Annotated in this window: 23 protein-coding genes and 1 tRNA gene; 11 read left to right on the forward strand and 13 right to left on the reverse strand. The window is 39.7% G+C overall.

The genetic code is table 11. The features are described 5' to 3' along the window. Nucleotides 1–35: 35 nt before the first annotated feature. Nucleotides 36–188: a hypothetical protein gene (locus VHO47_04270; GenBank protein ID HEX2978306.1), complete on the reverse strand. Its 153-nt coding sequence runs from the start codon at nucleotides 186–188 to the stop codon at nucleotides 36–38. A gap of 76 nt (nucleotides 189–264) precedes the next feature. Between VHO47_04270 and VHO47_04275 the strand changes: the two genes are divergently transcribed. After that, complete coding sequence (locus tag VHO47_04275) at nucleotides 265–1,401, forward strand: hypothetical protein (protein ID HEX2978307.1); 1,137 nt, start codon at nucleotides 265–267, stop codon at nucleotides 1,399–1,401. On the opposite strand, the gene rsmA is transcribed toward VHO47_04275, so the two are convergent. From rsmA to VHO47_04300, 5 genes are all read right to left on the reverse strand, one after another. Continuing rightward, nucleotides 1,391–2,170 carry a 16S rRNA (adenine(1518)-N(6)/adenine(1519)-N(6))-dimethyltransferase RsmA gene (gene rsmA / locus VHO47_04280; protein ID HEX2978308.1) on the reverse strand — a complete coding sequence of 260 codons (780 nt, stop codon included), beginning with the start codon at nucleotides 2,168–2,170 and terminating at the stop codon, nucleotides 1,391–1,393. The two genes, VHO47_04275 and rsmA, sit on opposite strands and share 11 nt — an antisense overlap. A gap of 236 nt (nucleotides 2,171–2,406) precedes the next feature. Then, nucleotides 2,407–3,054 (reverse strand): hypothetical protein, encoded by a 648-nt coding sequence (locus tag VHO47_04285; protein ID HEX2978309.1) that lies wholly within the window; start codon nucleotides 3,052–3,054, stop codon nucleotides 2,407–2,409. An 87-nt stretch (nucleotides 3,055–3,141) separates the two neighbouring features. Continuing rightward, complete coding sequence (locus VHO47_04290; protein ID HEX2978310.1) at nucleotides 3,142–4,179, reverse strand: rod shape-determining protein; 1,038 nt, start codon at nucleotides 4,177–4,179, stop codon at nucleotides 3,142–3,144. Between the two features lie 23 nt (nucleotides 4,180–4,202). Then, nucleotides 4,203–5,444, reverse strand: coding sequence for a hypothetical protein (locus tag VHO47_04295; protein ID HEX2978311.1), 1,242 nt, complete (start codon nucleotides 5,442–5,444; stop codon nucleotides 4,203–4,205). Nucleotides 5,445–5,490: 46 nt separating this feature from the next. Beyond that, nucleotides 5,491–5,581 (reverse strand) — tRNA-Ser (locus tag VHO47_04300). A gap of 206 nt (nucleotides 5,582–5,787) precedes the next feature. On the opposite strand from VHO47_04300, the gene glmU reads away from it, so the two are divergent. Further along, the gene (gene glmU / locus VHO47_04305) at nucleotides 5,788–7,260 is read left to right on the forward strand and encodes a bifunctional UDP-N-acetylglucosamine diphosphorylase/glucosamine-1-phosphate N-acetyltransferase GlmU (GenBank protein HEX2978312.1); all 1,473 of its coding nucleotides are present in this window, start codon (nucleotides 5,788–5,790) and stop codon (nucleotides 7,258–7,260) included. Then, nucleotides 7,257–8,504 carry an exonuclease subunit SbcD gene (sbcD, locus tag VHO47_04310; GenBank protein HEX2978313.1) on the forward strand — a complete coding sequence of 416 codons (1,248 nt, stop codon included), beginning with the start codon at nucleotides 7,257–7,259 and terminating at the stop codon, nucleotides 8,502–8,504. Before glmU ends, sbcD begins: the two co-directional genes overlap by 4 nt. A 25-nt stretch (nucleotides 8,505–8,529) precedes the next feature. Here sbcD and VHO47_04315 read toward each other — a convergent pair whose 3' ends face one another. The 7 genes from VHO47_04315 to pheT all read right to left on the reverse strand — a co-directional run bounded on the left by VHO47_04315 (nucleotide 8,530) and on the right by pheT (nucleotide 16,114). Further along, nucleotides 8,530–9,705 carry a hypothetical protein gene (locus tag VHO47_04315; GenBank protein HEX2978314.1) on the reverse strand — a complete coding sequence of 392 codons (1,176 nt, stop codon included), beginning with the start codon at nucleotides 9,703–9,705 and terminating at the stop codon, nucleotides 8,530–8,532. A 178-nt stretch (nucleotides 9,706–9,883) separates the two neighbouring features. Continuing rightward, complete coding sequence (locus VHO47_04320) at nucleotides 9,884–10,933, reverse strand: peptidylprolyl isomerase (GenBank protein HEX2978315.1); 1,050 nt, start codon at nucleotides 10,931–10,933, stop codon at nucleotides 9,884–9,886. 80 nt (nucleotides 10,934–11,013) lie between these two features. Next, nucleotides 11,014–11,676 (reverse strand): phosphoribosyltransferase family protein, encoded by a 663-nt coding sequence (locus VHO47_04325; protein HEX2978316.1) that lies wholly within the window; start codon nucleotides 11,674–11,676, stop codon nucleotides 11,014–11,016. Continuing rightward, nucleotides 11,667–12,875 carry a hypothetical protein gene (locus VHO47_04330; GenBank protein ID HEX2978317.1) on the reverse strand — a complete coding sequence of 403 codons (1,209 nt, stop codon included), beginning with the start codon at nucleotides 12,873–12,875 and terminating at the stop codon, nucleotides 11,667–11,669. The genes VHO47_04325 and VHO47_04330 overlap by 10 nt, the downstream gene beginning before the upstream one ends. A 34-nt stretch (nucleotides 12,876–12,909) precedes the next feature. Beyond that, the gene (locus VHO47_04335; protein HEX2978318.1) at nucleotides 12,910–13,341 is read right to left on the reverse strand and encodes a phosphatidylglycerophosphatase A; all 432 of its coding nucleotides are present in this window, start codon (nucleotides 13,339–13,341) and stop codon (nucleotides 12,910–12,912) included. Further along, nucleotides 13,338–13,802: a signal peptidase II gene (gene lspA, locus VHO47_04340; GenBank protein ID HEX2978319.1), complete on the reverse strand. Its 465-nt coding sequence runs from the start codon at nucleotides 13,800–13,802 to the stop codon at nucleotides 13,338–13,340. The genes VHO47_04335 and lspA overlap by 4 nt, the downstream gene beginning before the upstream one ends. Next, nucleotides 13,799–16,114: a phenylalanine--tRNA ligase subunit beta gene (pheT, locus tag VHO47_04345; protein ID HEX2978320.1), complete on the reverse strand. Its 2,316-nt coding sequence runs from the start codon at nucleotides 16,112–16,114 to the stop codon at nucleotides 13,799–13,801. Before pheT ends, lspA begins: the two co-directional genes overlap by 4 nt. A gap of 242 nt (nucleotides 16,115–16,356) precedes the next feature. Here pheT and VHO47_04350 point away from each other — a divergent pair, with 242 nt between their 5' ends. The 8 genes from VHO47_04350 (at nucleotide 16,357) to VHO47_04385 (ending at nucleotide 22,948) form a co-directional block, all read left to right on the forward strand. Then, nucleotides 16,357–17,334: an ABC transporter ATP-binding protein gene (locus tag VHO47_04350; protein HEX2978321.1), complete on the forward strand. Its 978-nt coding sequence runs from the start codon at nucleotides 16,357–16,359 to the stop codon at nucleotides 17,332–17,334. Beyond that, nucleotides 17,331–18,119: an ABC transporter permease gene (locus VHO47_04355; GenBank protein HEX2978322.1), complete on the forward strand. Its 789-nt coding sequence runs from the start codon at nucleotides 17,331–17,333 to the stop codon at nucleotides 18,117–18,119. The genes VHO47_04350 and VHO47_04355 overlap by 4 nt, the downstream gene beginning before the upstream one ends. Nucleotides 18,120–18,196: 77 nt before the next feature. Next, nucleotides 18,197–19,156 (forward strand): rhodanese-related sulfurtransferase, encoded by a 960-nt coding sequence (locus VHO47_04360; protein HEX2978323.1) that lies wholly within the window; start codon nucleotides 18,197–18,199, stop codon nucleotides 19,154–19,156. Further along, nucleotides 19,122–20,060 carry a UDP-N-acetylmuramate dehydrogenase gene (gene murB, locus VHO47_04365; protein HEX2978324.1) on the forward strand — a complete coding sequence of 313 codons (939 nt, stop codon included), beginning with the start codon at nucleotides 19,122–19,124 and terminating at the stop codon, nucleotides 20,058–20,060. The genes VHO47_04360 and murB overlap by 35 nt, the downstream gene beginning before the upstream one ends. 8 nt (nucleotides 20,061–20,068) lie before the next feature. Then, entirely contained in the window at nucleotides 20,069–20,740 is a 672-nt protein-coding gene (locus VHO47_04370; protein HEX2978325.1) for a hypothetical protein, read from the forward strand. 10 nt (nucleotides 20,741–20,750) lie between these two features. Continuing rightward, on the forward strand, nucleotides 20,751–21,368 hold the full coding sequence (locus VHO47_04375) for a hypothetical protein (GenBank protein HEX2978326.1): 618 nt from the start codon (nucleotides 20,751–20,753) through the stop codon (nucleotides 21,366–21,368). A gap of 7 nt (nucleotides 21,369–21,375) precedes the next feature. Continuing rightward, nucleotides 21,376–21,891 carry a hypothetical protein gene (locus tag VHO47_04380; GenBank protein ID HEX2978327.1) on the forward strand — a complete coding sequence of 172 codons (516 nt, stop codon included), beginning with the start codon at nucleotides 21,376–21,378 and terminating at the stop codon, nucleotides 21,889–21,891. Between the two features lie 181 nt (nucleotides 21,892–22,072). After that, entirely contained in the window at nucleotides 22,073–22,948 is an 876-nt protein-coding gene (locus VHO47_04385; GenBank protein ID HEX2978328.1) for a hypothetical protein, read from the forward strand. Nucleotides 22,949–22,951 lie beyond the last annotated feature (3 nt).

The raw sequence follows: 22,951 nt of genomic DNA on the forward strand, positions 1-22,951 counted from the left end.
TTCTCCTAGAAAGCGCACCCACCATTTTAATTATACTATACAAAGAGCGCAGAGAACCGCACAATAGAAACGATAACGCAAAAAACGATAGCTCGCGCTTCAAAAAATTGATACGATTGAACTAGGAAAATAACTGAATCGAAAATAGTGAATGTTATGCGATTACCCAAATATTTTTTAAGTTCCATTTTCGCTTTCACTCTTTGCTCACGCGCATTATTTTGCGCGGAGGAACAATGGATTACTATTTTTGTTCATGGAATTGTGAGTATTAAACCTCATCTTACCACCGCTAATATTATCCGGTTTTTAAGAGACGATATCAGCAATTCGGTATATGAAAGAGCCGTTCAACTTACACGCAAAGACGATTTTTTCTATCAATATCATGCAATGCAAGAAATGGGTTTAAAGAAAATCGATTTGGATTGTTATGAAAAAGGATACGCATCAGGCGTTATTGCTCGCAGTTTTGATGCAATTGCAAAATCGGCCAATCCGCAAATGCCCGAGAATCTTTATTATACGTTTGGTTGGTCTGGCCTTTTAAGTCAGCGATTATGGACGCTTGAAGCCCAAATTTTTTATCAAGATCTTGAAGCACTCGTAAACGCTCTACGTGCTCAAGGAAAAGAACCCCGAATTAGATTAGTTTGCTATAGCCACGGGGGGAATTTTGCGCTCCGCTTAGCACTTTTTGATTCTTGCACGTTTCATGTTGAAGATCTTTGGCTGATTGGCGTCCCAATTCTTCCTGAATCGTACGATTTGGCCGATTGTTCATTTTTTAAAAGAATTGATAATTTCTATTCTGAAGGGGATCGGATTCAGCGTTTAGATTTTTTCTGTTCACAAATCTTGTTCTCTGACCGCGCCTTTTATCCGTCTCGGCAAAAACCTCTTTCAAACCGAATAACCCAAGTACAGTTAAAGTTTAGGCGCGATTCAACAAAACGATGCAGAAAAAATTGCTGTGTGGATATGCAAAGGTGCGTCATAAAAAATCGATTGCATAGCAGAAATGCTGATCCGGGCCATTCTGAGCTCTGGTCTTTTGGTTGGTCGCCAACCAGCTATCGCCCAAAATTTCCACTCTATCCCCTCCCCGTAGCAGTATTCCTGCCAATTATCGCGCAGGCAATGAGAAATGCTCATGGACAGGGATGCCACGGTTCTGTTGAAATTCATCCAACTCGCGAATTTATGTTTGTTAAAATACCTGGCTGCAAGAGAATATGTATGCCGTTCATCCCGATATCTCTCCTTGAGCAACTAAAAGATGAAGCGCTGGCATGCCGGCCTGAAAATTTTAATACAAAAATATTTGATGAACGGATTTGCGATATTATTCGTCAAGCAAACCAAGAGATTGATGCGGTTAAATACGCGACTAAGAATTAAGTTTTTTCCAAAGCGTTAGAAAATCGTCTATATTCATTTGCTGTGCACGCAAAGCTAATAATTCTTCAGAAATAATCGATATATCAAAATGGGTTTGTTGCATATTATTTCTCAACGTACGCCGCGGTTGGCGGAAACACATTTTAATGAAATCCCAGAACGCTGGTTCATCAGGTATGGGGGCAACATTTTCTTTTGGCTTAAAATATAATAAACGTGAGTGCACTTTTGGAGGCGGTTCAAACGCTTGAGGCGGCACTTTATCAAGCTTTTCCCAATTAAAATAGTATTGGAAAAACAGCGAGGGATACCCATAGCCGCGGCCATGCGATTTGAGCAATTTTTCTGCGACTTCTTCCTGCACCATAATGACGCCTTCGTGCAAAAGATGCCTGTTTTTTTGCAGCATATGCAAAATAGGAAATGTAATTTGATAAGGAAGATTGGCAAGAAGAGTCCATGGTTGATCAGGTTCGAAAATCGACCAATCAAGATCTAAAATATTTTGCTCATAAATAGTCATCCGCTTATTTGGCATCGATTTACGAACAAAATCTGCCCATTGTGGATCTATTTCAAAAACCCACAATTGTTTGATTGGCTGTTTTAAAATTGAGCGAGTTAAAAAACCATCGCCGCAACCGATTTCAAATACAGAACTATTCTTATCAAGCGATACGCGCTCGATCATATGATCGATCACTACTTGCCAACGGAGAAAATGCTGGCCATACTGCTTTTTTATTTGAATGCCATGAGCAAAATGCATCTTTAGATCCTTAAGTAACACCGTTTTAGTGTACCATAGACCAGTAAAAAAACAGCATTTATGGCTTTATTTATAGAAAAAGCGGCAGGCCAGGGCACACGATCTACGAATTTCAGAAATTTCAAAAGAATTATTTGTTCTGAAGAAAGATGCCCTAAAGTGAAATCCCTAACGCGGTGCCTAGGCTAATTTTTCTTCCCCATTTAAGTTTTTTTGCTCTTGTAATTTAAAACGGGTTATGAATATAAGCAATTATATAAACGCCGCGCTGCCCGGATTAAAATCAATCCGCAACCCACTCCTTGCACAATTTTGCGAATCCGCAATAATGATTGTTCTTTTTTTTGATCGATCTCAACGATCTTACTTTTTTCCGAAACTTGAGTAATTACTTTACGAATCCATTGCCCATCCTCGATCTTTTTAAAAACGGTCATCTGTCTCTCAATACCATGCCGCTTAGGGATGATTCTTATTTCCGAAAGATGTTCGAGAATTTTTTCGTCATCTTTCATTTCAGGGCTCGCGGGTGCTGTTGATTCTATAAGTCTTTTATTAGTATCATAAAATTCATATTCCTCTTGTACCTCTCCTGGCATGAGAATCGACTTCATTTTCTTTTTAATCTCGTCATTAGAAAAAACTATTTCTTTGCCCGTTGAGGTAAAATCGGTTTGAGATGACTGCTTCCATATCGTTTTTTCTTTATATGTTGTGCATTTATTTTTTATATAATCAGCATTATAGTAACACGCGGCTCCCAATAAAGCCGTCCCACACATAATTTCTTTTGAAAATAATAATTTTTTTAGAAATAATGATTCTTCCGCCGTAACTATCGATCCAGAAAGAAAAAAAATCCCCAATAATTGTTTTACATTCATTCCCTACCCTATTTTTGTTAGTAATAGCACGTTTCAAAAAAAAAGAGCCACGTTTTGCAAGTGGCTCCCTGGTATAGCTATGGAAAATTATTTTAGAAGTGCGTCCTTGAAGAAATCTAATTGCTCCAGTACTTTTCCGGCACCCATCACAACGCAAAGGAGTGGATTTTCAGCTAGGTGAACTTGCAAGCCGGTCTCTTTTGAAATCAATTGAGCAAGCCCCTTAAGAAGCGAACCACCGCCTGCCATCACAATTCCTTTATCAACTAAATCTGAAGAAAGTTCTGGCGGTGTATTTTCAAGCGCCACGCGCACCACGTCCACAATCGTAGCAATTGTTTCAAGTAAAGACTCATGCACTTCAGCACTCGTCAAAATGATTGTTTTTGGAACTCCGGTCACTAGATCGCGCCCCTTAACTTCCATCGATTCATCTTTTGACTCCGGCATCACCGAACCAATTTGAATTTTGATCAATTCTGCGGTGCGCTCACCGATAAGCAAGTTATATTTTCTCTTAACATATTGTACAATTGCGCGATCCATCTCATCGCCGCCAACGCGAACTGAACGGCAAAAAACAACGTCTTTCAGTGCTATCACTGCAACTTCGGTTGTTCCACCGCCAATATCAACTATCATGCTGCATGATGGATCTTGTACTGGCAATCCAGCGCCAATTGCTGCCGCCATCGGTTCCATAATAGTATACACTTCGCGCGCACCAGCTTGTTTTGCTGAATCTTCAACGGCGCGGCGTTCTACTTGAGTGATGCCCGATGGAACACCGATAATCATGCGCGGGCTGATAAGCATGCGGCGATTGCCGTGCACTTTACGGATAAAGTAACGAAGCATGCTTTCTGTAAGTTCAAAATTTGCGATCACGCCATCACGCATTGGGCGGCATGCAACAATACTTTCAGGAGTTTTGCCCAACATTTCTTTAGCGCCTCGCCCTGCAGCAAGCACTTGATTTGTATTTGCCTTAACCGCAACAACAGATGGTTCATCCAGAACAATACCGCGATTACGTACATAAACTAATGTGTTTGCAGTTCCTAAATCGATCGCTAAATCGGTCGAGAAAGCGCTAAACAATTTTTTTGCAGGAAAAAATCTCATAGTGGCCCACCTTTATCTTTTTTCTAAAAACTAAGTAACAATCCTAAAGAAAATCGCTGCGTTTTGCTCACACGTTTTGCAGCAAGTACCGAGACCGGCATATCCCATTGTAACTGAACAATCGGTGCGCACCAATGCGGTTTGCGCACGCGAGAGAAATCATAAAACAAATTCACCGTAAAATATTCAGATCCAAAATCTGAACGATCGTTCAATGCTTGTAATGTTGCAGAAGGTACTGGATTTTCGCGCTTATCGACATACAAATCATCATAATGAACTACGGCCGTATATTGCAACTGACCGCCAAGTCCATCGCGAATATCTTCTACTCGAGCATAGGGCGAGATTGCAAATGTTAATCCAGGATCAACACGCAAATCTCCAAGAACAGCACCAAAAAGCGGCTGCTCGTTTGCAATAGGAATTCTATTCGGGAATGTACGCGCAAATCGTTTACTCATGCGCACATAAAGCCCCGCTTTCCAATCTTCCTTCAACTCAAATTCTGCATCACCTGCTAAATAAAGACCAAAAAAACCGTTGCCGCCATACGGAAGCGATGCAGGATTATTGACATCTCGTTTTAATCCGGTATTGATCATCATACCGCCACGAATTCCTAAATCGATGCGTTTGAATTTTAAGAAATATTCCCAAATTTTGCCGAATCTAAAATAAAGATCGATATCGGAAAATCCAACCGTGCTTGATTTTGTCGGTTGCAAACCAAGCGAATTTTGTAACTGCCTTCTAATTTGATCAAGCTGCAAAATTTGGTCTTCACTCAATCCGTACTGCCGGATGAGTTGGTCATCTAAATGAAAATTAATGCGCGAAAAAAGATGCATAAAAAATGCATTGAAACCAATAGAGAAATGTTTCGTAAATCGGTGTTCATACGCCCATTCAATACCTTGGGAATCGATTGCGCCAGACATTTTATAAATAATAGAACTAAATTGGTCAAAATTGGGTGCAAGTGGATTTGCGTTTCCCAGAAGTACAAACGCATTTGCAAGTTTTATTAAATCATACTGGCCCCAAATTTCAGGAATACCAAACGTGATATCTTCTTCATCGGTAGCATTATGCGCGAGCATAAAAAAAGCATCTGCAGAAGCATAAGTTTTTTTTGCCGGTGTACGCGAAAATGTATGCGGAAACAAGGGGAAATATCTATTATCAAAGACCATTGAACGAAGCGATATGCCCCAACAACAGATCACGGTGAACAGCAGAAGGTTTTTTCGAAGGCGCACCATACTCTATCATCCTGATTTTAGATGCATTAAAAAGCAACAGTTTTTATGGAGAGAGAGGGATTAGAACCCCCGATTCCAATTTAATTAGGAATAACCGCTTTCGAGGCAGCCGCTTTCAACCACTCAACCATCTCTCCAGCGTACCGTCACCTTATTTGCAAAGGTGTGATCTTAATCATAACCAATTTTCGTTTTTTTTAAAGAAATTTTGCGCATTACATCGCTACAATGAAAATTGACATTAGCAGGAACTCGCGTTTAAGCTTTTTACAATTGAAAAATCACGAAACTTTTTTTTATTAAATTATGAAACTCACGACTTGAACTCAAAAAAGGAGACACCATGAAATCGCCTTCGATCCAAGCGATTGTTTTAGCGGCTGGTAAATCAACACGATTTAACACAGGCCGCACAAAATTACTTGAACGCGTATGCGGACAAGAAATGATTTTGTATACAACAAAACTTTTAGAGTCACTCAATTTACCAACGACTCTTGTTTTAGGATACGAAGCTGATGCGATAAAAAAAACAGTAACCGCTCATCATCCAGCGCTTACGATCGCACTCCAATCCGAGCAAAAAGGAACTGGGCATGCGTTGATGTGTTCTCAAGCCTTTTGGCATGCTGATCATCTTCTGGTGATGAATGGTGATATGCCGCTGGTAACAGAAACAATTATTGAAGAGCTTATTGCAAAACATACCGATTCAAATGCTGAAGTTTCTTTTGTTGTTTCGCATTGCGATCATCCAGTCGCTGCTGGCTACGGCAGAGTAATTGAGACAAACGGAAAAATAAAAATCGTTGAAGAAAAAGATCTCAAAACCATCGCAAACGAGTCGTGCTGTATTAACGCAGGCATTTATATTTTCAAGAAATCTTTTGCGCAAGGATACTTGAATACGTTGAGTACAGAAAATGCCAGCAATGAATATTATTTAACCGATCTTATAGCAAAAGCACAAAACGTTGTTACCATTCAAGCATCTTTTGATACAATTCGCGGCATTAATACGCTTAAAGAACTTTGGTCGGCCGAACAAATTAAACGTTCAGAATTAATTTCGATGTGGATGGAACGTGGCGTACGATTCTTTGCAGCACAAGCGGTGCATGTTGACGTAAATGTTTCGATCGGAAAAGGAACGACAATTAGCTACGGTGCGCACATTATTAATGGAACCGTTATTGGCGCGGATTGCACTATCGAACCATTTGCCGTTATTGATAATTGCACACTTAGCCAAAACGTTATCGTCTATTCGCATTCCGTCTTACGAGATTCAACTATTGAATCGGATGCACAAATCGGGCCGTTCGCTCATATTCGCGGCAAATCGGTAATTAAAGAAACTGCGGTTGTTGGTAATTTCGTAGAACTTAAAGCAACCTCTTTAGGAATTGCAAGCAAAGCAAAACATCTTACTTATCTTGGCGATGCGCGCATTGGCGAACATGCAAATATAGGAGCCGGCACCATAACCTGCAATCATAATGGTGTAACTAAAAATCAAACAACAATAGAAGATTTTGCTTATATTGGCAGCAATAGTACACTGATAGCACCGGTAACTATTGGTAGAAATGCGTATACTGCAGCAGGTTCTGTAATTAATAAACAAGTTCCTGCAGATGCTCTTGCTATTGCACGCGCATATCAGATTAATAAAGAAGGATATGCTGCCAAGTTACGCAAGAAATTTGAGCAAGGTGAAGATAAACCAAAAGATACTGTAAATGAAACAGAACAGGTTTCATTTGTCGGCGCACTCAAAACCCATAACGATTCGGCACTTTCTGGCAACACATGATACGTTTTGTACACACCGCTGATATTCATTTTGGCGTCGAAAATTATGGCAAGATTGATCCAGCAACAGGGATTCATACTCGGTTGCTGGATTTTGAACGAGCGCTCGATTTTTGCATCGAGTACGCAATTAAAGAACAAGTCGATTTCTTTTTATTTTCGGGCGACGCGTATAAAACAACGAATCCAAGCCCAACGCAGCAACGCCTTTTGCTTAAATGTTTTTTGAAACTGCACAAAGCACAAATTCCACTCGTTATGGTGGTCGGTAATCATGATAATCCACTCAGCTTTGGAAAAGCGCACACGCTTGATCTCTTTAATGATTTGCCACTAAGCGGTTTTCATGTAATGGCAAAGCCGCATGCGTTTGTGTTACAAACAAAAAGTGGGCCGGTAAATATTGTCGGGCTCCCGTGGCCGAATCGTACAACGATCGCCACATCGCAAAATCATATGTTCAAATCTGCGGGAGAATTAACCGATTATATTTCTCAATCAACGGTCGCAATTTTGCAGCATTTAATTACCCAACTTGATCCACAATTGCCTTCAGTTCTTGCTGGGCATTTAACCGTAAGCTCAGGAATTTTTTCTGGTTCTGAAAAACGAGCGGTATACGGAAATGATCCACTTTTTTTACCATCACAATTAGCAATTGCGCCGTTTGACTATGTCGGCCTTGGCCATTTGCATCGTTTTCAAGATTTAAATGCGCACGCGCACCCGCCAGTAGTTTATTCAGGATCGCCAGAACGAATAGATTTTGGGGAACGAAAGGAAGAAAAAGGTTTTTGCGATGTACGGATTTCCCAAAAAGGGAAAACATCGTACGAATTTATCAAAACGCCCGCACGCCCTTTTATTCAAATCGAAGTTCATTTACAAGCAGATTGCGATCACACACAACAAATTCTTGATGCACTCAAAGAGCACGATATCGCCCAAGCAATTCTGAAAATTATTTATCACGTCGCTCCAACAATAAAAGATACGGTCGACTTATCTAAAATTGAACGCGCATGCGCTTCAGCACTGCATGTCGTAGGCATTATTCCGGTGCACCAACCAAAAAATCGTGAAAAAAGATCCAATTTAAAAGTTGATATGGATCTAGAAACTATTTTGGATCTCTATTTTTCCGGCAAGCCAGAACTAGCAGCGCAAAAAGAAAATCTTATTGCTAAAGCGCTTGCACTCAAAGATGAACTGGCTCTAAACGAAATAACGAGTGGGAATGACTGAAAAAAATAGAGTTTCAGATCCTATTTTATGCACTTGTTGTTGCATCGTGAGAATAATAAACGATCGATGCAGAATCAAAAAGCTGATCTTTATATTTCTTAAATAGATCGACCGATTTCTCTTGGCGCAATTCTGCAACAATATGCTTATAGCGTTTTTTGAGAGAAACTAAGCGCTGCGGTTTTTTTGCCGATACCTTAAAGAGTTCAAAGCCGCCATTCGTTTCTAGTGGTTCAGAAATCTTATTTACATCCAGCGATAATAGAAAGCGCATATGCTCCGCCATTTCGCTCTCTTTGAGCCAAAACTCATCTTCCCAAGATGTAATAAATGAAGTATCGCCCGCGGCAATTTTATTTACCAACTCATCTTTAGAACTAACTTGAGAAAAAGAAACAAATGCTCTTGAAATTTTTACTCGAGGTTCATTATAAATTGGATGCTCTTTGTAATAGGCTTCTATCTCATTTTCAGGTACCACAACGCCTTGCATTTTCATTTCGCTCATATAATTGACCGCGTACATTTTTTTCAGCTCTTTAATACCTTCTTGCAGCGTATAGCCAGATTGCGCAAGAATTTTTTCTAAATCGCTCATGCTCCAATTATTTTGTCTGCAGAGGCCATCAATATAATTGTTGACGATTGAGTTATCGTTCGGGTCCATTTTTTGGCGCTCAATAAGCTGCATCCAATTTTGATAAACCAACTCATTAAACGCAAACATCTCTAGTTTTTCAGCATCAGTGCGAGCAGCCATTGGCGCTAAACCTGGCCGGTATTTGTCGGTCTCGCAAAAAATTTGGCATCTCTCTGGGCCGTTAACTGCGCAGGCAACCCCATCCAGATAAACTCTGCCCGCTTTCATGGGTTTTGGGGGCGCAACGACGAGCATTTTCTTATCCGCTAGCGGATCGTCGGTCTTTTTTATCTCTTGAGAATGGGTCAGTTGTTTGCTGGCTTTAGAGCCTTTTTGTGCCTTAGATGAATCATCACTTTTTTTTGCAGCAAGCGTTGCCGCTGCAGGTTTTTTTTGCGCTGATTTGTTGGTTACGCTCGTTGCTTTTTTAGGCGCAGTTGCCGGTAAAGCGTTCTTAGTAACCGTTGCCTGCTTTTTAGGGGAGGTAGAAGGCTTGCAAAACCCTCCAGAGCTAAAACCGGCTAGCAAAACGATTAAGAGGAGAAAATTACGCATATTCATTCGAGTCATCCTTTAAAGTAGTTTCCCAGCCTTGCCTTTTTTACCAGAGATCTCATTTTTTATTCGGGGTCCCCAAACAAACTCTTAAGTTTTTTGGGGTCAAAATAAGAAGGGGCACCGATATAATGCCCCTTCTGGTTATTAGCTTAAAATGTTTCACGCTAATGCGCAACTGGCCTTATGCACCCTTTATGGCTGATGGCGCTTGGGAAATGCTGTCCCCTTGCTCTTCATCGCCCTGATTCATGCTTTGCTTTTGGCCACCCTTTTCCATCATATTGTTCATTTCTTCTTCTTTAAGCTTCTTTTTTCGCTCAAAATAGTCTTTGTTTTCAACGATCTTGAACTCATTGCGGAGGCTTTCGAGCTCTTTATTGAACAATTCGCCCATTTTTTGCTGCTGCAAGAACGCCTCTATGCGGGGCTTAATTTGATCGAACGGCACATATTGTGCATCTTTTTTAGCGGTTGCTTTAATAACCCACGTTTTGTCTTTACCTGAAGCCATTTCAATAGCAGGGAATTTCTTCATGCCATTTATTTTTTCGCGAACCACTGGATCAACATCAAAACTCATTTCATTAATTTCTTGGAACGATTTAACGTTGCCTTTTGCTTCTCGTGCTGCTTGTTCAAAATCAGCTTTGCCTTCTTTCACTTTTGCCAAGAATGCTTGAGCATCTGATGGTTTATCAAATGTTGCAATTTGCGCTGCAACGCCGCCGCGATTCATCATGAGCTCAGGAATGGTTTTCTTGTTTTCATCATAATACTTGCGCACTTCCGCTTCACTCACATTTACTGGGTGAGCTTCTTGGAAATATTTTACCGCCAATTGACGCTTGCCGAAATCAACGATCATTTGAAGATCTTTTTTGTATGCGTCTTTTTGGTCTATGCCACTTTTTGCAAGCCAAGCTTGAAGCATTTCTTCATTTGCCATGCTCTTGAAAAGTTCCATTTCAGCATCTGGCATCAGCGCAATAAGCTGCTTTAATTGCGGTTGCGCTTCAAGAACAGTGCTTACATAATTTTCAAAACGATCAACTGTAATGCGCGGTTTGCCATCGATAGAAAGTAAAACTTCTCCACTTCCCGCTGGCATTTGATCCACAGCGGCAGATGATTCGCTTCTTTCTTCATTCTTGCTGCCAAAAAAATCACATTGAGGCAAAACTACTAAAATTGATAAAACAAACACTCCTTGGAGTGATCTATAAAGATGCATCTTCACGAGATCCTTTCTTTGATACATATAATTATTTTTTTCTGGTGGTAGCGTACCATAGAACGAAAATCGTTGCAAAATCATATAACGCGTGCAGCAACAGCTCCGTAAAGCGCTTCGGGTTTACACCCGTATAAAATAGTGCGCGCAACTGCGTGTAATGTGGCTCCAGTTGTCAGCAAATCATCAATAAGCAAAAGAGTTGCGCCATCATACTTTTTTAAATCTCCGATTGGAGCAAACGCATCGCAAATAATTTCGGAGCGTTCGTGAATTTTTCTGGATGATAAATAAGGAGTCGATGTTTTTCGTTTTATGATCTGCGCAATCGGCTTTCCAGAAATTTTATTTATTGTTTGCGCAATCACCTCTGCTTGATTATATCCGCGCCATGCATAACGCCGCCAGTGCAAAGGCACTGGAACAATATAATCAAAATCTAAAACAGAAATTGCAGTGCGTTGCCAAATTAACTCTCCCAATTGAACACTGGCAACGCGGGAAGACCAACTTTTTCCAAGAATAAGCGATTTGAGTGGCTCTTCATAAACACCGGCCGCAAAAACTGGCATCTGAAAAGATTTAGTGACTTCAATAGTTTTTGAAACAACGGGCTTTACTTGAGCTGCACATTGCGCGCACCACCATGCTTTTTCAAAAAGAATAATGCCACAATAGGTACAAAATGATGGTGCAATGAGGTGGCGCACATTATTAATAAGTAAATGTTTAATTATTCCCATTGATGAAAATATTTCTCAACTTGTTCACTGCGATTTTGTTCGTAGCACCATCTATCCCACATAAATTCATAACCAACTATATATTTTAAATATTGGTCTTCAGAATAACGTCCATGAACTTTATTATTTTTTAATCGATGCATTGTCTGATGCAATTGTCGAATCACTTTGACAGCGTAGTAGCGATCAATAGAATCGGGATGTGTGCTTGGTGGCTTGCCATACAACTCTTCCATCATAACCAACAACTCTCCATTGTTCTCATGAAATGCATGGCCTGCTAAAAAGTTTTCAATCAGCAAGGCATGATCTAGTCTTTGAGCTGCAGGTCGCTGGTCCGCACGATATTCAGCGAATAGACAGAGATCAGAAAATTCAATTTTTTTTTCACCAACCGTAATCAAGTGCGAAAAAATTATCCTGTATGCATGATCTCGCTTTTTCCCATGGCCAGCAATCTCATGAAGTAATGTTGCTTTTTGCTGATCACGAGTGAGCCAAAAAAACTTTCTTCCTAATAATAAGACTTGGTCACGCGGCTGTTTTACTATTGAAATGGAGGATGTCTTAGTACGCCGCTTTGTGAGTTTAATAGCTTCTCCCATTGCAGCGATGCGGGCATTATTTTTTCTGTCGTAAGTAACTTTTAAAGACCCTTTTAGCTGTTCCTGCTCGCAAATCTCTTCGATCATTTTAGTGATCGCTAAAGAATTATCTCGCCTAAGAAAATCCCTATCCGGGTAAATTGAAATTTTTTGCTGCGATAATTTTTTTTGATAATTTTCCAATTTTGTTAATTCTTTTTCTACGTTCTCTACCGATTGATCAGATATGCCCAAATCTTTTTTTGTTATTTCAAGTGCACGTTTTCCCTGTTCCTTCAACACTTCTTTTACAAACGTTTTTACGGTCAGGCCATTTTTTTGCAATTCTTGCACAAACTCATCCATCGGATGTTTTTCACAATTGCCGCGCAAATAACAACTACGCTGTTCTTGATATTTTTCATCTTTAATAAGATCGTAAATCGTTTCAAACTGCTTATTATGAATTGTTTTTTCGATAAATTTACAGCGCGCATTTTCTGGTGAATTCATTCCAAAAAAATTTTGGACATTTACCCAGTAGCTTTGCTCTACTTTGCAAAAAATATTTTGCGAAATTGTGAAAAGAAAAAATAATCCGAATATAAAACGCATTTGTCCACCCTAAAAAAATAAAATCCTACATTCCCTAAAAAAGAAGACGCAGCACTATATTTGCAACAACGCCCGCTACGATATCATCAAGCATAATTCCCCAAACGCCAGGAAGACGTTCTGTGCGGCCGATAAACGATGGTTTACAGATATCAAGAATGCGAAAAAGAATAAATCCTGCACATAACGTGGTTGAGGTTAACGCAATACCATAAAAAGTTACCAAGCAACCAACAACTTCGTCGATCACAATTTCGTGCGGATCTTTTTTATCAAAAAAAGGCAAACTTGCGCGCACCAATGCAAAACCAATGCCAATTGTTGCTGCAAGAATAATGAGATAATCCAACGAAAACCGCGAAATAAGAATTACCAACGGCAATGTTACGAGCGTCGCCATCGTACCCGGCGCCGGTGCATACCCAATTTTTGAAAGTGTTACTGCACGTTGCGCAAAGCTACTCATTTTGATTTTCCCCCAAACGATTCTATAATCATCAATCCCGCACCTATAACTATTGCTGCATCGGCCACATTGAAAACCGGCCAAGACCACTGCCCAAAAGAAACCAGAATAAAATCAACAACCCCGCTATACATAATTCTATCAATAAAATTAGAAAGGCCGCCCGCAATAATAAGCATTTCGCCAACAATGCTAAATCCTCTTGCCGCACGTTGCCATGCATAACAAATAAGCATCATGCAAAACGCACCAATTACAAACGTAATTATCCAATAAGCATATTCGGGCGCTGAATTAAAAAATCCCCAAGAAATTCCACGATTCATCGTTTTAGTCAATTCAAGAAACGATGTGATACGATAACTTGATGAAAGAAACGTAAGAACGCACCATTTACTCACGCGATCTAGAATAATTATTCCAAAAAATAATGCGGCATAAAAGAGTGATCTATTTTTCATCGAATCACCGCGCCGGTATTTTTTAATTTCATGAGAACGTGATCGTACAAATGATCAATTTCTTGCTGAGATAATGTTTTTTCTGCATCGCGCGCAAAGAAACGAACCGTAACCGATCGCTGATCTTGCCATTCATCTTTTTCATAGAAATCTACAAGTTCGACTTTATAAATTCTGCCATCCGCATCTAAAATAGTTTTCTTGATTTGTTCAACCGTAATCGTACGCGCAATCATCATGCTAATATCAAACCAAGTTGAAGGATATTTTGCTAACGGAGTAAAACGTTGCGCATCAACCGCTGCATTTTTAGTCAGTTCTTGTACATCAAGCTCAAAAATAAATGCATTTCCTTCGACAACGCTCCCAAGAAATGCGCTGTTTGCCATTCCTGCATACCCAAGAGATGCGCCATTTACTTGAATGCGCGCAGTTTGATGCGGATGCATCCAGGGCTCGATAGTAGTCGCTTGTTTCCATTCAGCTGCTATATTCAGCATAGAAAAAAGCTTACTCAATTGATTCTTAAGAACATAAAAATCAAGCGCAGCTTTGGCAAAAATAATTCCGGCTAGATTCTTTTTTTCAATAACCTGTGTGCCCTTTTTATCCCAAACATTATTATATTCAAAAAAACGAAGCTCACGCTCAGTTTTATTCTGAACCACATTTTTTATTAAATGCGGCACAAGGCTTGTTACCATCGCTTGCCAGTTTTCTGAAACAGGATTTTGAATAGTAACCGTTTGCGCAGGTTGCCATTTTAATTGACGCAAAAACTCTTCATCAAAAATTGCATAATTCGTTACTTCGTGCGCTGAAAGTGAATAGGCACAGAAATTTTTTAGATTCCGTTCTTGAAACGTAGCTGAAAGCGATGATGGTTTGAGTTTTAGAGCTGGCATTTCGAGCGGAATAGTATTGTATCCAAAAAAGCGCCCAATTTCTTCAACGATGTCTTCTTTTACAAACGTTTCTTTCGATGAACGAAAAGTAGGAATGCTTAAATGATAAACATTTTTCTCCCTCTTAACGCCAAAATCAAGCGCTTTTAAAATTTTTCCAATCTCAGCTGCTGGAACTGGTGCACCTAAACGAGAAGTAATAAAATCGTGCGAGATTTTTAACTCTTCTTGCCCAACTGCATGCCCCAAGAGTACAAGAGAACCCGCAAGTTCAAATTCAATTTTATTTTCACTCAAAAGAGTTAAAAATCTCCCGAGTGCTTTAATCACGTTATTAGGATCTAAGCTTTTTTCAAACCGAGATGATGCTTCGGTACGTTTTTTTACACGCAATGCCGTTTTGCGAACTCTTCCCGCATCAAAACATCCCGCTTCGATAAAAATGGATTTCGTTGTTGCACTTACCGCTGACGATGCCCCGCCCATAACGCCAGCAAGTCCTAAAGATTTTGCACCGTCGCTAATAACCAGATCTTCAGGATCGACCGTTATTGTTTGGCGATCAAGAAGTTCAAGCGTTTGTTCGCGGTTCGCGCATCCAGCTTCAATTTTTTTCACATCTATTTTTGCTGCATCAAACGCATGCATCGGTTGACCAATATCAAACATAACGTAGTTAGTAGTATCCACAATTGCGTCGATAGGTTTGCTATCGACACGTGCCAAACGATGCGCCATCGAAATTAATGATGGGCAATAGGAGATCGATGAAATATAGCCACCGCCAAGTTGTTTAACCAACTCAGGATTTTTTATCTTCAGAGAAAATGGACGTTCTTTGCTTGAAGACGAAATCGACTCGTGCCGTTCGATCGGAAACTTTTTGATTATTTCTTTTTCTGAACGCATTTTAATTTTTAAGATTGCGCTTATTTCGCGCGCGATGCCGCGATGGCCCCATAAATCAGGCCGATGCGTCACCGATTTATTATCAAGATGCAAAATATAATCTTCGCTTTCAAAAGAATCTTTCCAAGATCCCTCAAGCTCTTTTTCGGTCGCGCTCAATGCGCCAATGAGCCCTTCTTTAGCCGCATGCCAATCGGCAAGCGTGGCCCAACGAACATCTTTATTGTTGTGAAAGACGAGAAACACAGCGCCCGCTACTGCATCAGTGCGAGAAGGCAGTGTAAACTCTTTATCAAGCTCCGCGCTGAAGAGAATAACTTTTTCTTTATCAATCTTTAAAACGGTGCCCAACGTGAAATGGTCCGTATTAAGCGTAATATGCTCAACCTGCTCAATCTCAGCGGTCGTCGTATTAAAACGGCGCACCAACTCCTGGATATCATAATCTGCCCATGATCCCTTCAAATGATCAAAAATCCAAGAGAGCGATAATTTCATAACAATACCCTTATTTTTCTATCGGAGGCTGTTGGAGGCTATTACCCTGAGAACACTCGTCCACAATTTGCATTACAAATACTGAAAAAATCAGATTTTTGGCTCAAAATGTATGAATTTTAGAGTACGCCAAATTGCAAAAATGATCAATCGGAGCAAATTCTAATTGCTTGTGGCGATTCATTACTTTTTCTATATACTCAATTAAGTATGTTTTCCTCACATTACCCCATAACTATATTATGCCGCCGCAAGAACCGATTTTACGCGTCGCAAACCTCACGAAGGCGTTTATAACGCGCCCCTTTTTTGCGCACACAATATCTCAGGCGATCGCCGTGCGCGACGTTTCATTTGATATCCATAAAGGGGAAATCGTGGGCCTACTTGGGCCAAACGGTGCGGGAAAAACGACGACGCTTCAAATGCTGATCGGAACCTTAAAGCCAACCTCTGGAACAATTCATTATTTTAATCAGGATTTTTTTCTCAACCGCTCCGAGCTTCTTCAGCGAATCGCTTTTGCCAGCGGCTCAATTAAACTGCCCATCACTATTTCCGTTGCACAAAATCTTGATATTTGTGCTCGTTTATATGGCCTTGCGCGAGCTGTACGAAAAAATCGCATTGAGCAATTATTAACCACGTTTGGCATTTTTCAGTTAAAAGATCTTTCAACAGGTCAGCTTTCGGATGGGCAAATTTCTCGCGTCATGATAGCTAAAGCGTTTTTAGCACAACCAGAAATCGTATTTCTTGATGAAGCGACAGCCTCTCTAGATCCGGAGATTGCACTTACGGTACGCCAGTTCTTGCTTGAGGAAAAAAAAACACGTGGTACTGCGATGCTCTTTGCATCGCATAATATGGAAGAAGTTGCCTCATTGTGCGATCGAGTTCTTATTATGAATAATGGGATGCTGGTTGCTGATAGCAGTCCGCGTACACTAGCAAAAGAAGTTACCACGGTGAGAGTCCAATTTACTGGCGCTCACGATATACAGAAAATGGATCAGTTTTTGAATCGTCATGCGGTTGCGCATAGCATCGATAAAGAAAAAATTACGATTGAGCTCGATGAGCATTCAATTGCTCAACTATTGCAGCATTTTGCTCGAGAAGAGATCGTTTATTCCACTATTTCGATCGAGAAACCGACGCTGGAAGATTATTTTTTAAAAATCACAAATCCGCATAAAACCCTCAAGGAACTCGCATGAAATGGCATCGCATCTGGGCGATGGTAGTTCGTTATATGCTTACTTGGATACGCAATCTCCACAATTTCTTGGATGATATTTTATGGCCTATTTTAGATATCATTCTTTGGGGAATGACAAGCATGTGGATGCAAGACCAGCAGCACGGATCGTTGTCTTCCAATATTCTGGTACTGTTAAGTTGCTTGGTGTTTTGGTACGTGGTGCAAAGGGCTCATGATGCGGTTTCTATGAACGCACTCGAAGAGCTTTGGGATAGAAACTTTATTAATTTATTTTCCACCCCCCTCACTATTTTTGAGTGGATGACGGCGATCATCATTCTGAGTTTTTTTAGAATCTTTTATACACTTTTTATCTGCGTCGCGATGGTTTGGCTCCTTTATTCATGCAATGTTTTTTCTTCAGGGTTGATGCTTCTCCCCTTTTTGTTTTCGCTTCTTTTATCCGGCCTATTTATCGGTTTTTTCACCACCGCATTTATCATGTACTGGGGAAGAAAAGCGCTGTTCTTTTCGTGGACCGTTAGTTGGATTTTTTCACCATTCAGTTCAGTCTACTATCCACTTGAAACACTCCCAAAATGGGGCCAATATATTGGTAAACTAATGCCAATGACCTATGCATTTGAAGGGTTGCGCACGATCGTGACGCATCACTATTTTCCAATGGACTACCTTGTGATAAGCATCGTACTGAATATTATCTACGTTATTTTATCGATGATGTTCTTTGTTTTTATGTTTGAGCAATCCCGCATCAAGGGCTTTACCAGCCTTCAGTAAAAAAGCGCAGCTCGACGAGTAAATAGATCCATGATAAAGTAACAAAAAACTATTATTTATTCGCGGTAACGGGATTTATGGGCAAAATTACTATTTTTTATAAATACGTCGATATCGAATACCCAACAGCCATCATGAAATGGCAAAAAAAACTGTGCGTTGAACTTGGGCTCAAAGGCCGGATCTTAATTGCGCATGAAGGAATCAATGGCACGGTTGGCGGCACCGATGAAGGTATAGAACTTTATCAAAAAACGATGCTGGAACATCCACTATTTGGCGGCATTGATTTTAAAGATAGCGCTGGCGCCGCAGATTATTTCCCTCGTTTGCGCATTGCCGTCCGCCCAGAAATTGTGCATTTAGGCCTTGATACTAAAAAGTTCACCGCAAAAGACGCGGGAAAACATCTTTCTCCTCAGCAAGCTCACGAATTTATGGCGCATATGAATGAAGATACGATTGTCCTTGATACCAGAAACAGCTATGAGTGGAAAATCGGCCAATTCAAAACGATAAACACCATCAACGCCCCTACTGAATATTTTAGGGAGTTTCCTGAATTTATCGATACGAACCTAGAAACATTTAAAGATAAAAAGATTTTAATGGCATGCACCTCGGGCGTACGCTGCGAGCGCGCATCAGCCTATTTAAAATCGAAAAATGTAGCCAAAGAAGTATATCAAATTAATGGCGGCATTCAGCGCTATACCGAACAATTTCCTGACGGATTCTTCCGCGGAAAAAATTATGTGTTTGATGGACGCGTCACAGCAAAAATTAATGACGATTGCGTGGGCAATTGTGATCGCTGCAACGCACCTTATGATGAACCTATCAATTGCATCAACGCCGAATGTAATAAACAGGTAATCTTATGCGACAATTGCCAATCAACGTTAATAAATACCTGCAGCGAAATCTGTTCACAATTAGTACGTGAGCATAAAGTAAAAGTTCGCACTAAGCCATCACGAATTGGGCGCACGAATCAAAGCAATGAATCTGATCCAGCACAATGTTCCATTAAATGACAAAAACTGGTTTAAAACGGGCGGAGCTGCACGTTTTTTTATTGAGCCTGCAAACGCGCAAGACTTTCAATATGCGTGTGCCTTTGCACAGCAAAATAATTTGCCTATTTTCGTACTAGGTGAAGGCGCCAACGTATTAATTAGTGATGATGGCTTTGACGGTTTGGTAATTCGTCCATTTCTCAAACAAATTACTCACGAGATTATCGATGACAAAATAGCATTTGTTCATGCAGGAGCTGGCGTTACGATTAACGATTTGATTGAATATTGCTTGCAGCATAATTTAAGTGCACTTGAAGAGTTCAGCGGCATTCCTGGCACCGTCGGCGGATCGGTCTATATTAATTTGCACTATTTTGAATTCTTACTTGATCAATTTTTAGTAAGGGCCGAAGTTATTGAGCGAGAAACGGGAATTATAAAAACAGTTTCTCCCGAGTGGTTCAATTTTGCGTACGATTTTTCTACGCTGCACGATGAAAAACATTATTTGGTCCATGCAACTTTTAAAACTAAACGTATTTCTGAACTTGAAACGGCGTATGCGCGCGGGCGCCGCACAGAAATTATGCGGCATCGCTTCAAACGGTATCCAATAGCTAATACCTGCGGCAGCTTTTTTAGAAATTTTTTGCCTCATGAAATTGAACCAGAAAAAACTGGAGTAAAACTGCCTTATATCGCTTATTATTTAGATAAAATCGGGGTAAAAGGAAAACTTTCTGTTGGTGATGCAATCGTTTCTCATCAACATGCAAACATGATCATCAACCGCGGCAACGCAACGAGCACCGATATTATTAATTTGGCGCAAAAAATGCAGGAATTGGTGCATAAAGAATTTAATTTGACGCCGCATGCTGAATGCAGATTAATTGGATTTAAAGATACATTAATATAGAAGAAATTATGAATTATTTGTTACTTGTACTTTTTGCTATGAATGTGACTGCAATAAGCGCAAATCCAAGAATTTTTACTCTCGAGAAAAATGCAAAAAATATTCCCGTCTGCACCGAAGGGGATAAAATAATATTCGAAGAGGAAAAAAAATCCACTTATAGAGTTTCCACGATAGTACCCGAAACAGAAAAAAATTACGGAGTGATATATCTTCGCAATTGCAACTGGGAATCACAAAACCATAAAAAAATATTTTTCGCGAATGATGAACTTAAAGTTGTCCAGGCTGCTACCGGGCAAGATCTTTTCAATGCGCGACAACTTCAAATTAAAACTCGATATTATAATTTTCAAACATGTAAGTCAAAACCTATTGTCTATCGGGGAGAGAAATGGTACCTGCTTGAAAAACCAGAATGGCATCCCTCCGGCTCCACGCTAAAATTGCGTCAACAAAATTTTTTTGCCGAAACAGGAATCACACTTGCGACCATTCACACACTTAAATTTTCAGCAGAAAAAATCTGGAACAACTATACCACTGCCGAGTTTCCTGGCCCAGAAGAATATTACAGAAAATATTATTGGGGGCGCATTGCTGCGGTTACAACTGCCAGCGTAGCTACAACTCTTGGCTGCGCTTATTTAGCTTATAAAAAATTCTGGGCAAAAAATTAAACATTTACCAATGAAGCAATTTGGTTGGCTTTTCTTTTTTCTCATCAGCTCTTTGCTTAACTGCATGGAGAAAGACTTTCCCATAAACAAAAATATTTGGAAACACCAAATCAAATGCTCCGATGGCATCACCTTTCTGACCATGCAAGAACTATCTCGGTTTCAATCACTCAAACCGCAAGCCAAGATTGCACTTCCAACAATTTCAGTTTTGGCAATAAATATACTTTCACGTCCCGAAGCATCTTTCCCTGGAATTATGTACGAAATAAAAAAACAAAAAGCTCTTACCTGGGATAAACTTCTTCACCTTTATAAAGCTGCAGAGTATCTAAAAGTATGCGATGAAAAAAAACAATTATGCTTAGAATTATTGAAGCGGAAATCTTATTCGGTTCATAATCTTTTGGAAATAGAAAAAGTTTCGGCGCAAAATCGCTCTATTACATTAGAAAATGGCACCCTTACGATTAAAACTGGTTACTTAAAAACACTCGAAGGCATCCAGGCTCTTGCAGACAAAAAAATTTCAGCGTATCAAAAAAGCGTTACACGTATTATCATTTGGTTATTACTCATGTCAAAAACCAATAAAATCTCTAGACGTTTCCGAAAACCGACTGAATAAATTAAACTTGGAACTCATTCTTGAAAATTTTCCTGAACTTACCTTCATTAAGAGCCACAGCAACAGTATATCTGAGGTCGTTTTTCCTGAGAATCCACCAAATCAGCATTGTTTAATTGATCTTCGCAAGAACCTTTTTTATAATTTTGATCTTAATACAAAAAATAACGATAAACTTGCCAAAAAAACGTTTTGGTCTCGATTGCACAGTAAATTGCCATCGCAAGAATCGGATCAATTTACATTAGGTTTATTCAGCGTTGGTCTTGCCGCTTCGGGGATCCATGCAATTATACCACTCGCCAAGCTTTTCCTCGGAATCGAACACTTTGAAAAAAGGGAGAACAAAAAGGCATGGCATAAACCAATACCCTTTTTATTTCCTATTTTAAGTTCGTACCCATTTGAAACTGCTGCTTTAAGTACGTTTCTGCTTTCGTGGGTTGCAGTTCTGGGAGCCTATGAATTGATTGCTCAACGCGCTAAAAACTCGCCTACATTTAACTTTGTGTATTTTGATTGAAAAAATCTATGCAATAAATTAACCTGGGTACCTTTTTAAGATCACTATCGGATTGTACAAATTTTTTCAATTTGACACGTAACGGTCAATTGGTATTCTGGTTAAAATCTAATCATTTTCGCGTTTGCTGCGTTGTTACGTTTTTTACCAATGAAATTTGATTCACGATATGGAGATCCTTGTGTTAAAAAAATCGGTGTTAATTACCTTACTTTTCCAGATAGCTACAAGTAACACCCTAAAAGCCGGATTATTTGGACTGGAAAGCAATCCTCAAGCTCTCTTTGCCGCTACTGCTTTATGCGTTGCTGTTCCGACGATTTTATATAAAACCTGCTCCAATAAACCCCAAAAATCACGCGGTGAGCGTGAGCTCGAAAAATTTGTCGCCCATTTTAAAATTCCGGAAACGACAGATCTAACAACGTTAATAGATAAAGGCAATGATATTGATCGCCTTATCAATGCCTATCGCGCACAGAGATTAATTGAGAATGAAAAGTTTAAGTATGTAGGTATACCCCTGAAATATGCAAAAAAGACATCCGATGGACTTGTAGAGATCTTTGCACAAAAGATTACACCTAGTGACCAACAGGAAGAAAAATATTCGCTAGCTCAAGTGAAAGATTTTGCCTCATTTGTTGAACTATCTGGATTGAGCGATTTCGGCGATAATGCTAATCAAAATATCATTTATGCCAATGATAAGCTTTATGTGATCGACACTGAAAACTCTTCATTTGAAGCTAATACCTATGGCTTTAAAGCAACTAATTTAAAGAGCTTAAAAATATTTTTTGGCAAAAGAATTTCAGATGACGCATCCCATTGGCTAGATGCTAAAATAGATGAATTGAAAACAACACATCAAGACTCGGGTATAGAATGCCCTACTATTGCAACTATGCCAGATCTTTATACAACTAGTTTTGATCTACAGCTTGTAAAAAAACAATTGCAGTTAAATAGAGCAGTTAAACAATATGGTCCAGAGTATGTGAAAATGAGAGCATTGTATAATGAATTGAGAAAAGACACAGAGACATTATTATAAACG

It is taken from the genome of Candidatus Babeliales bacterium, assembly GCA_036260945.1.
GTDB lineage: Bacteria > Babelota > Babeliae > Babelales > JACPOV01 > JACPOV01.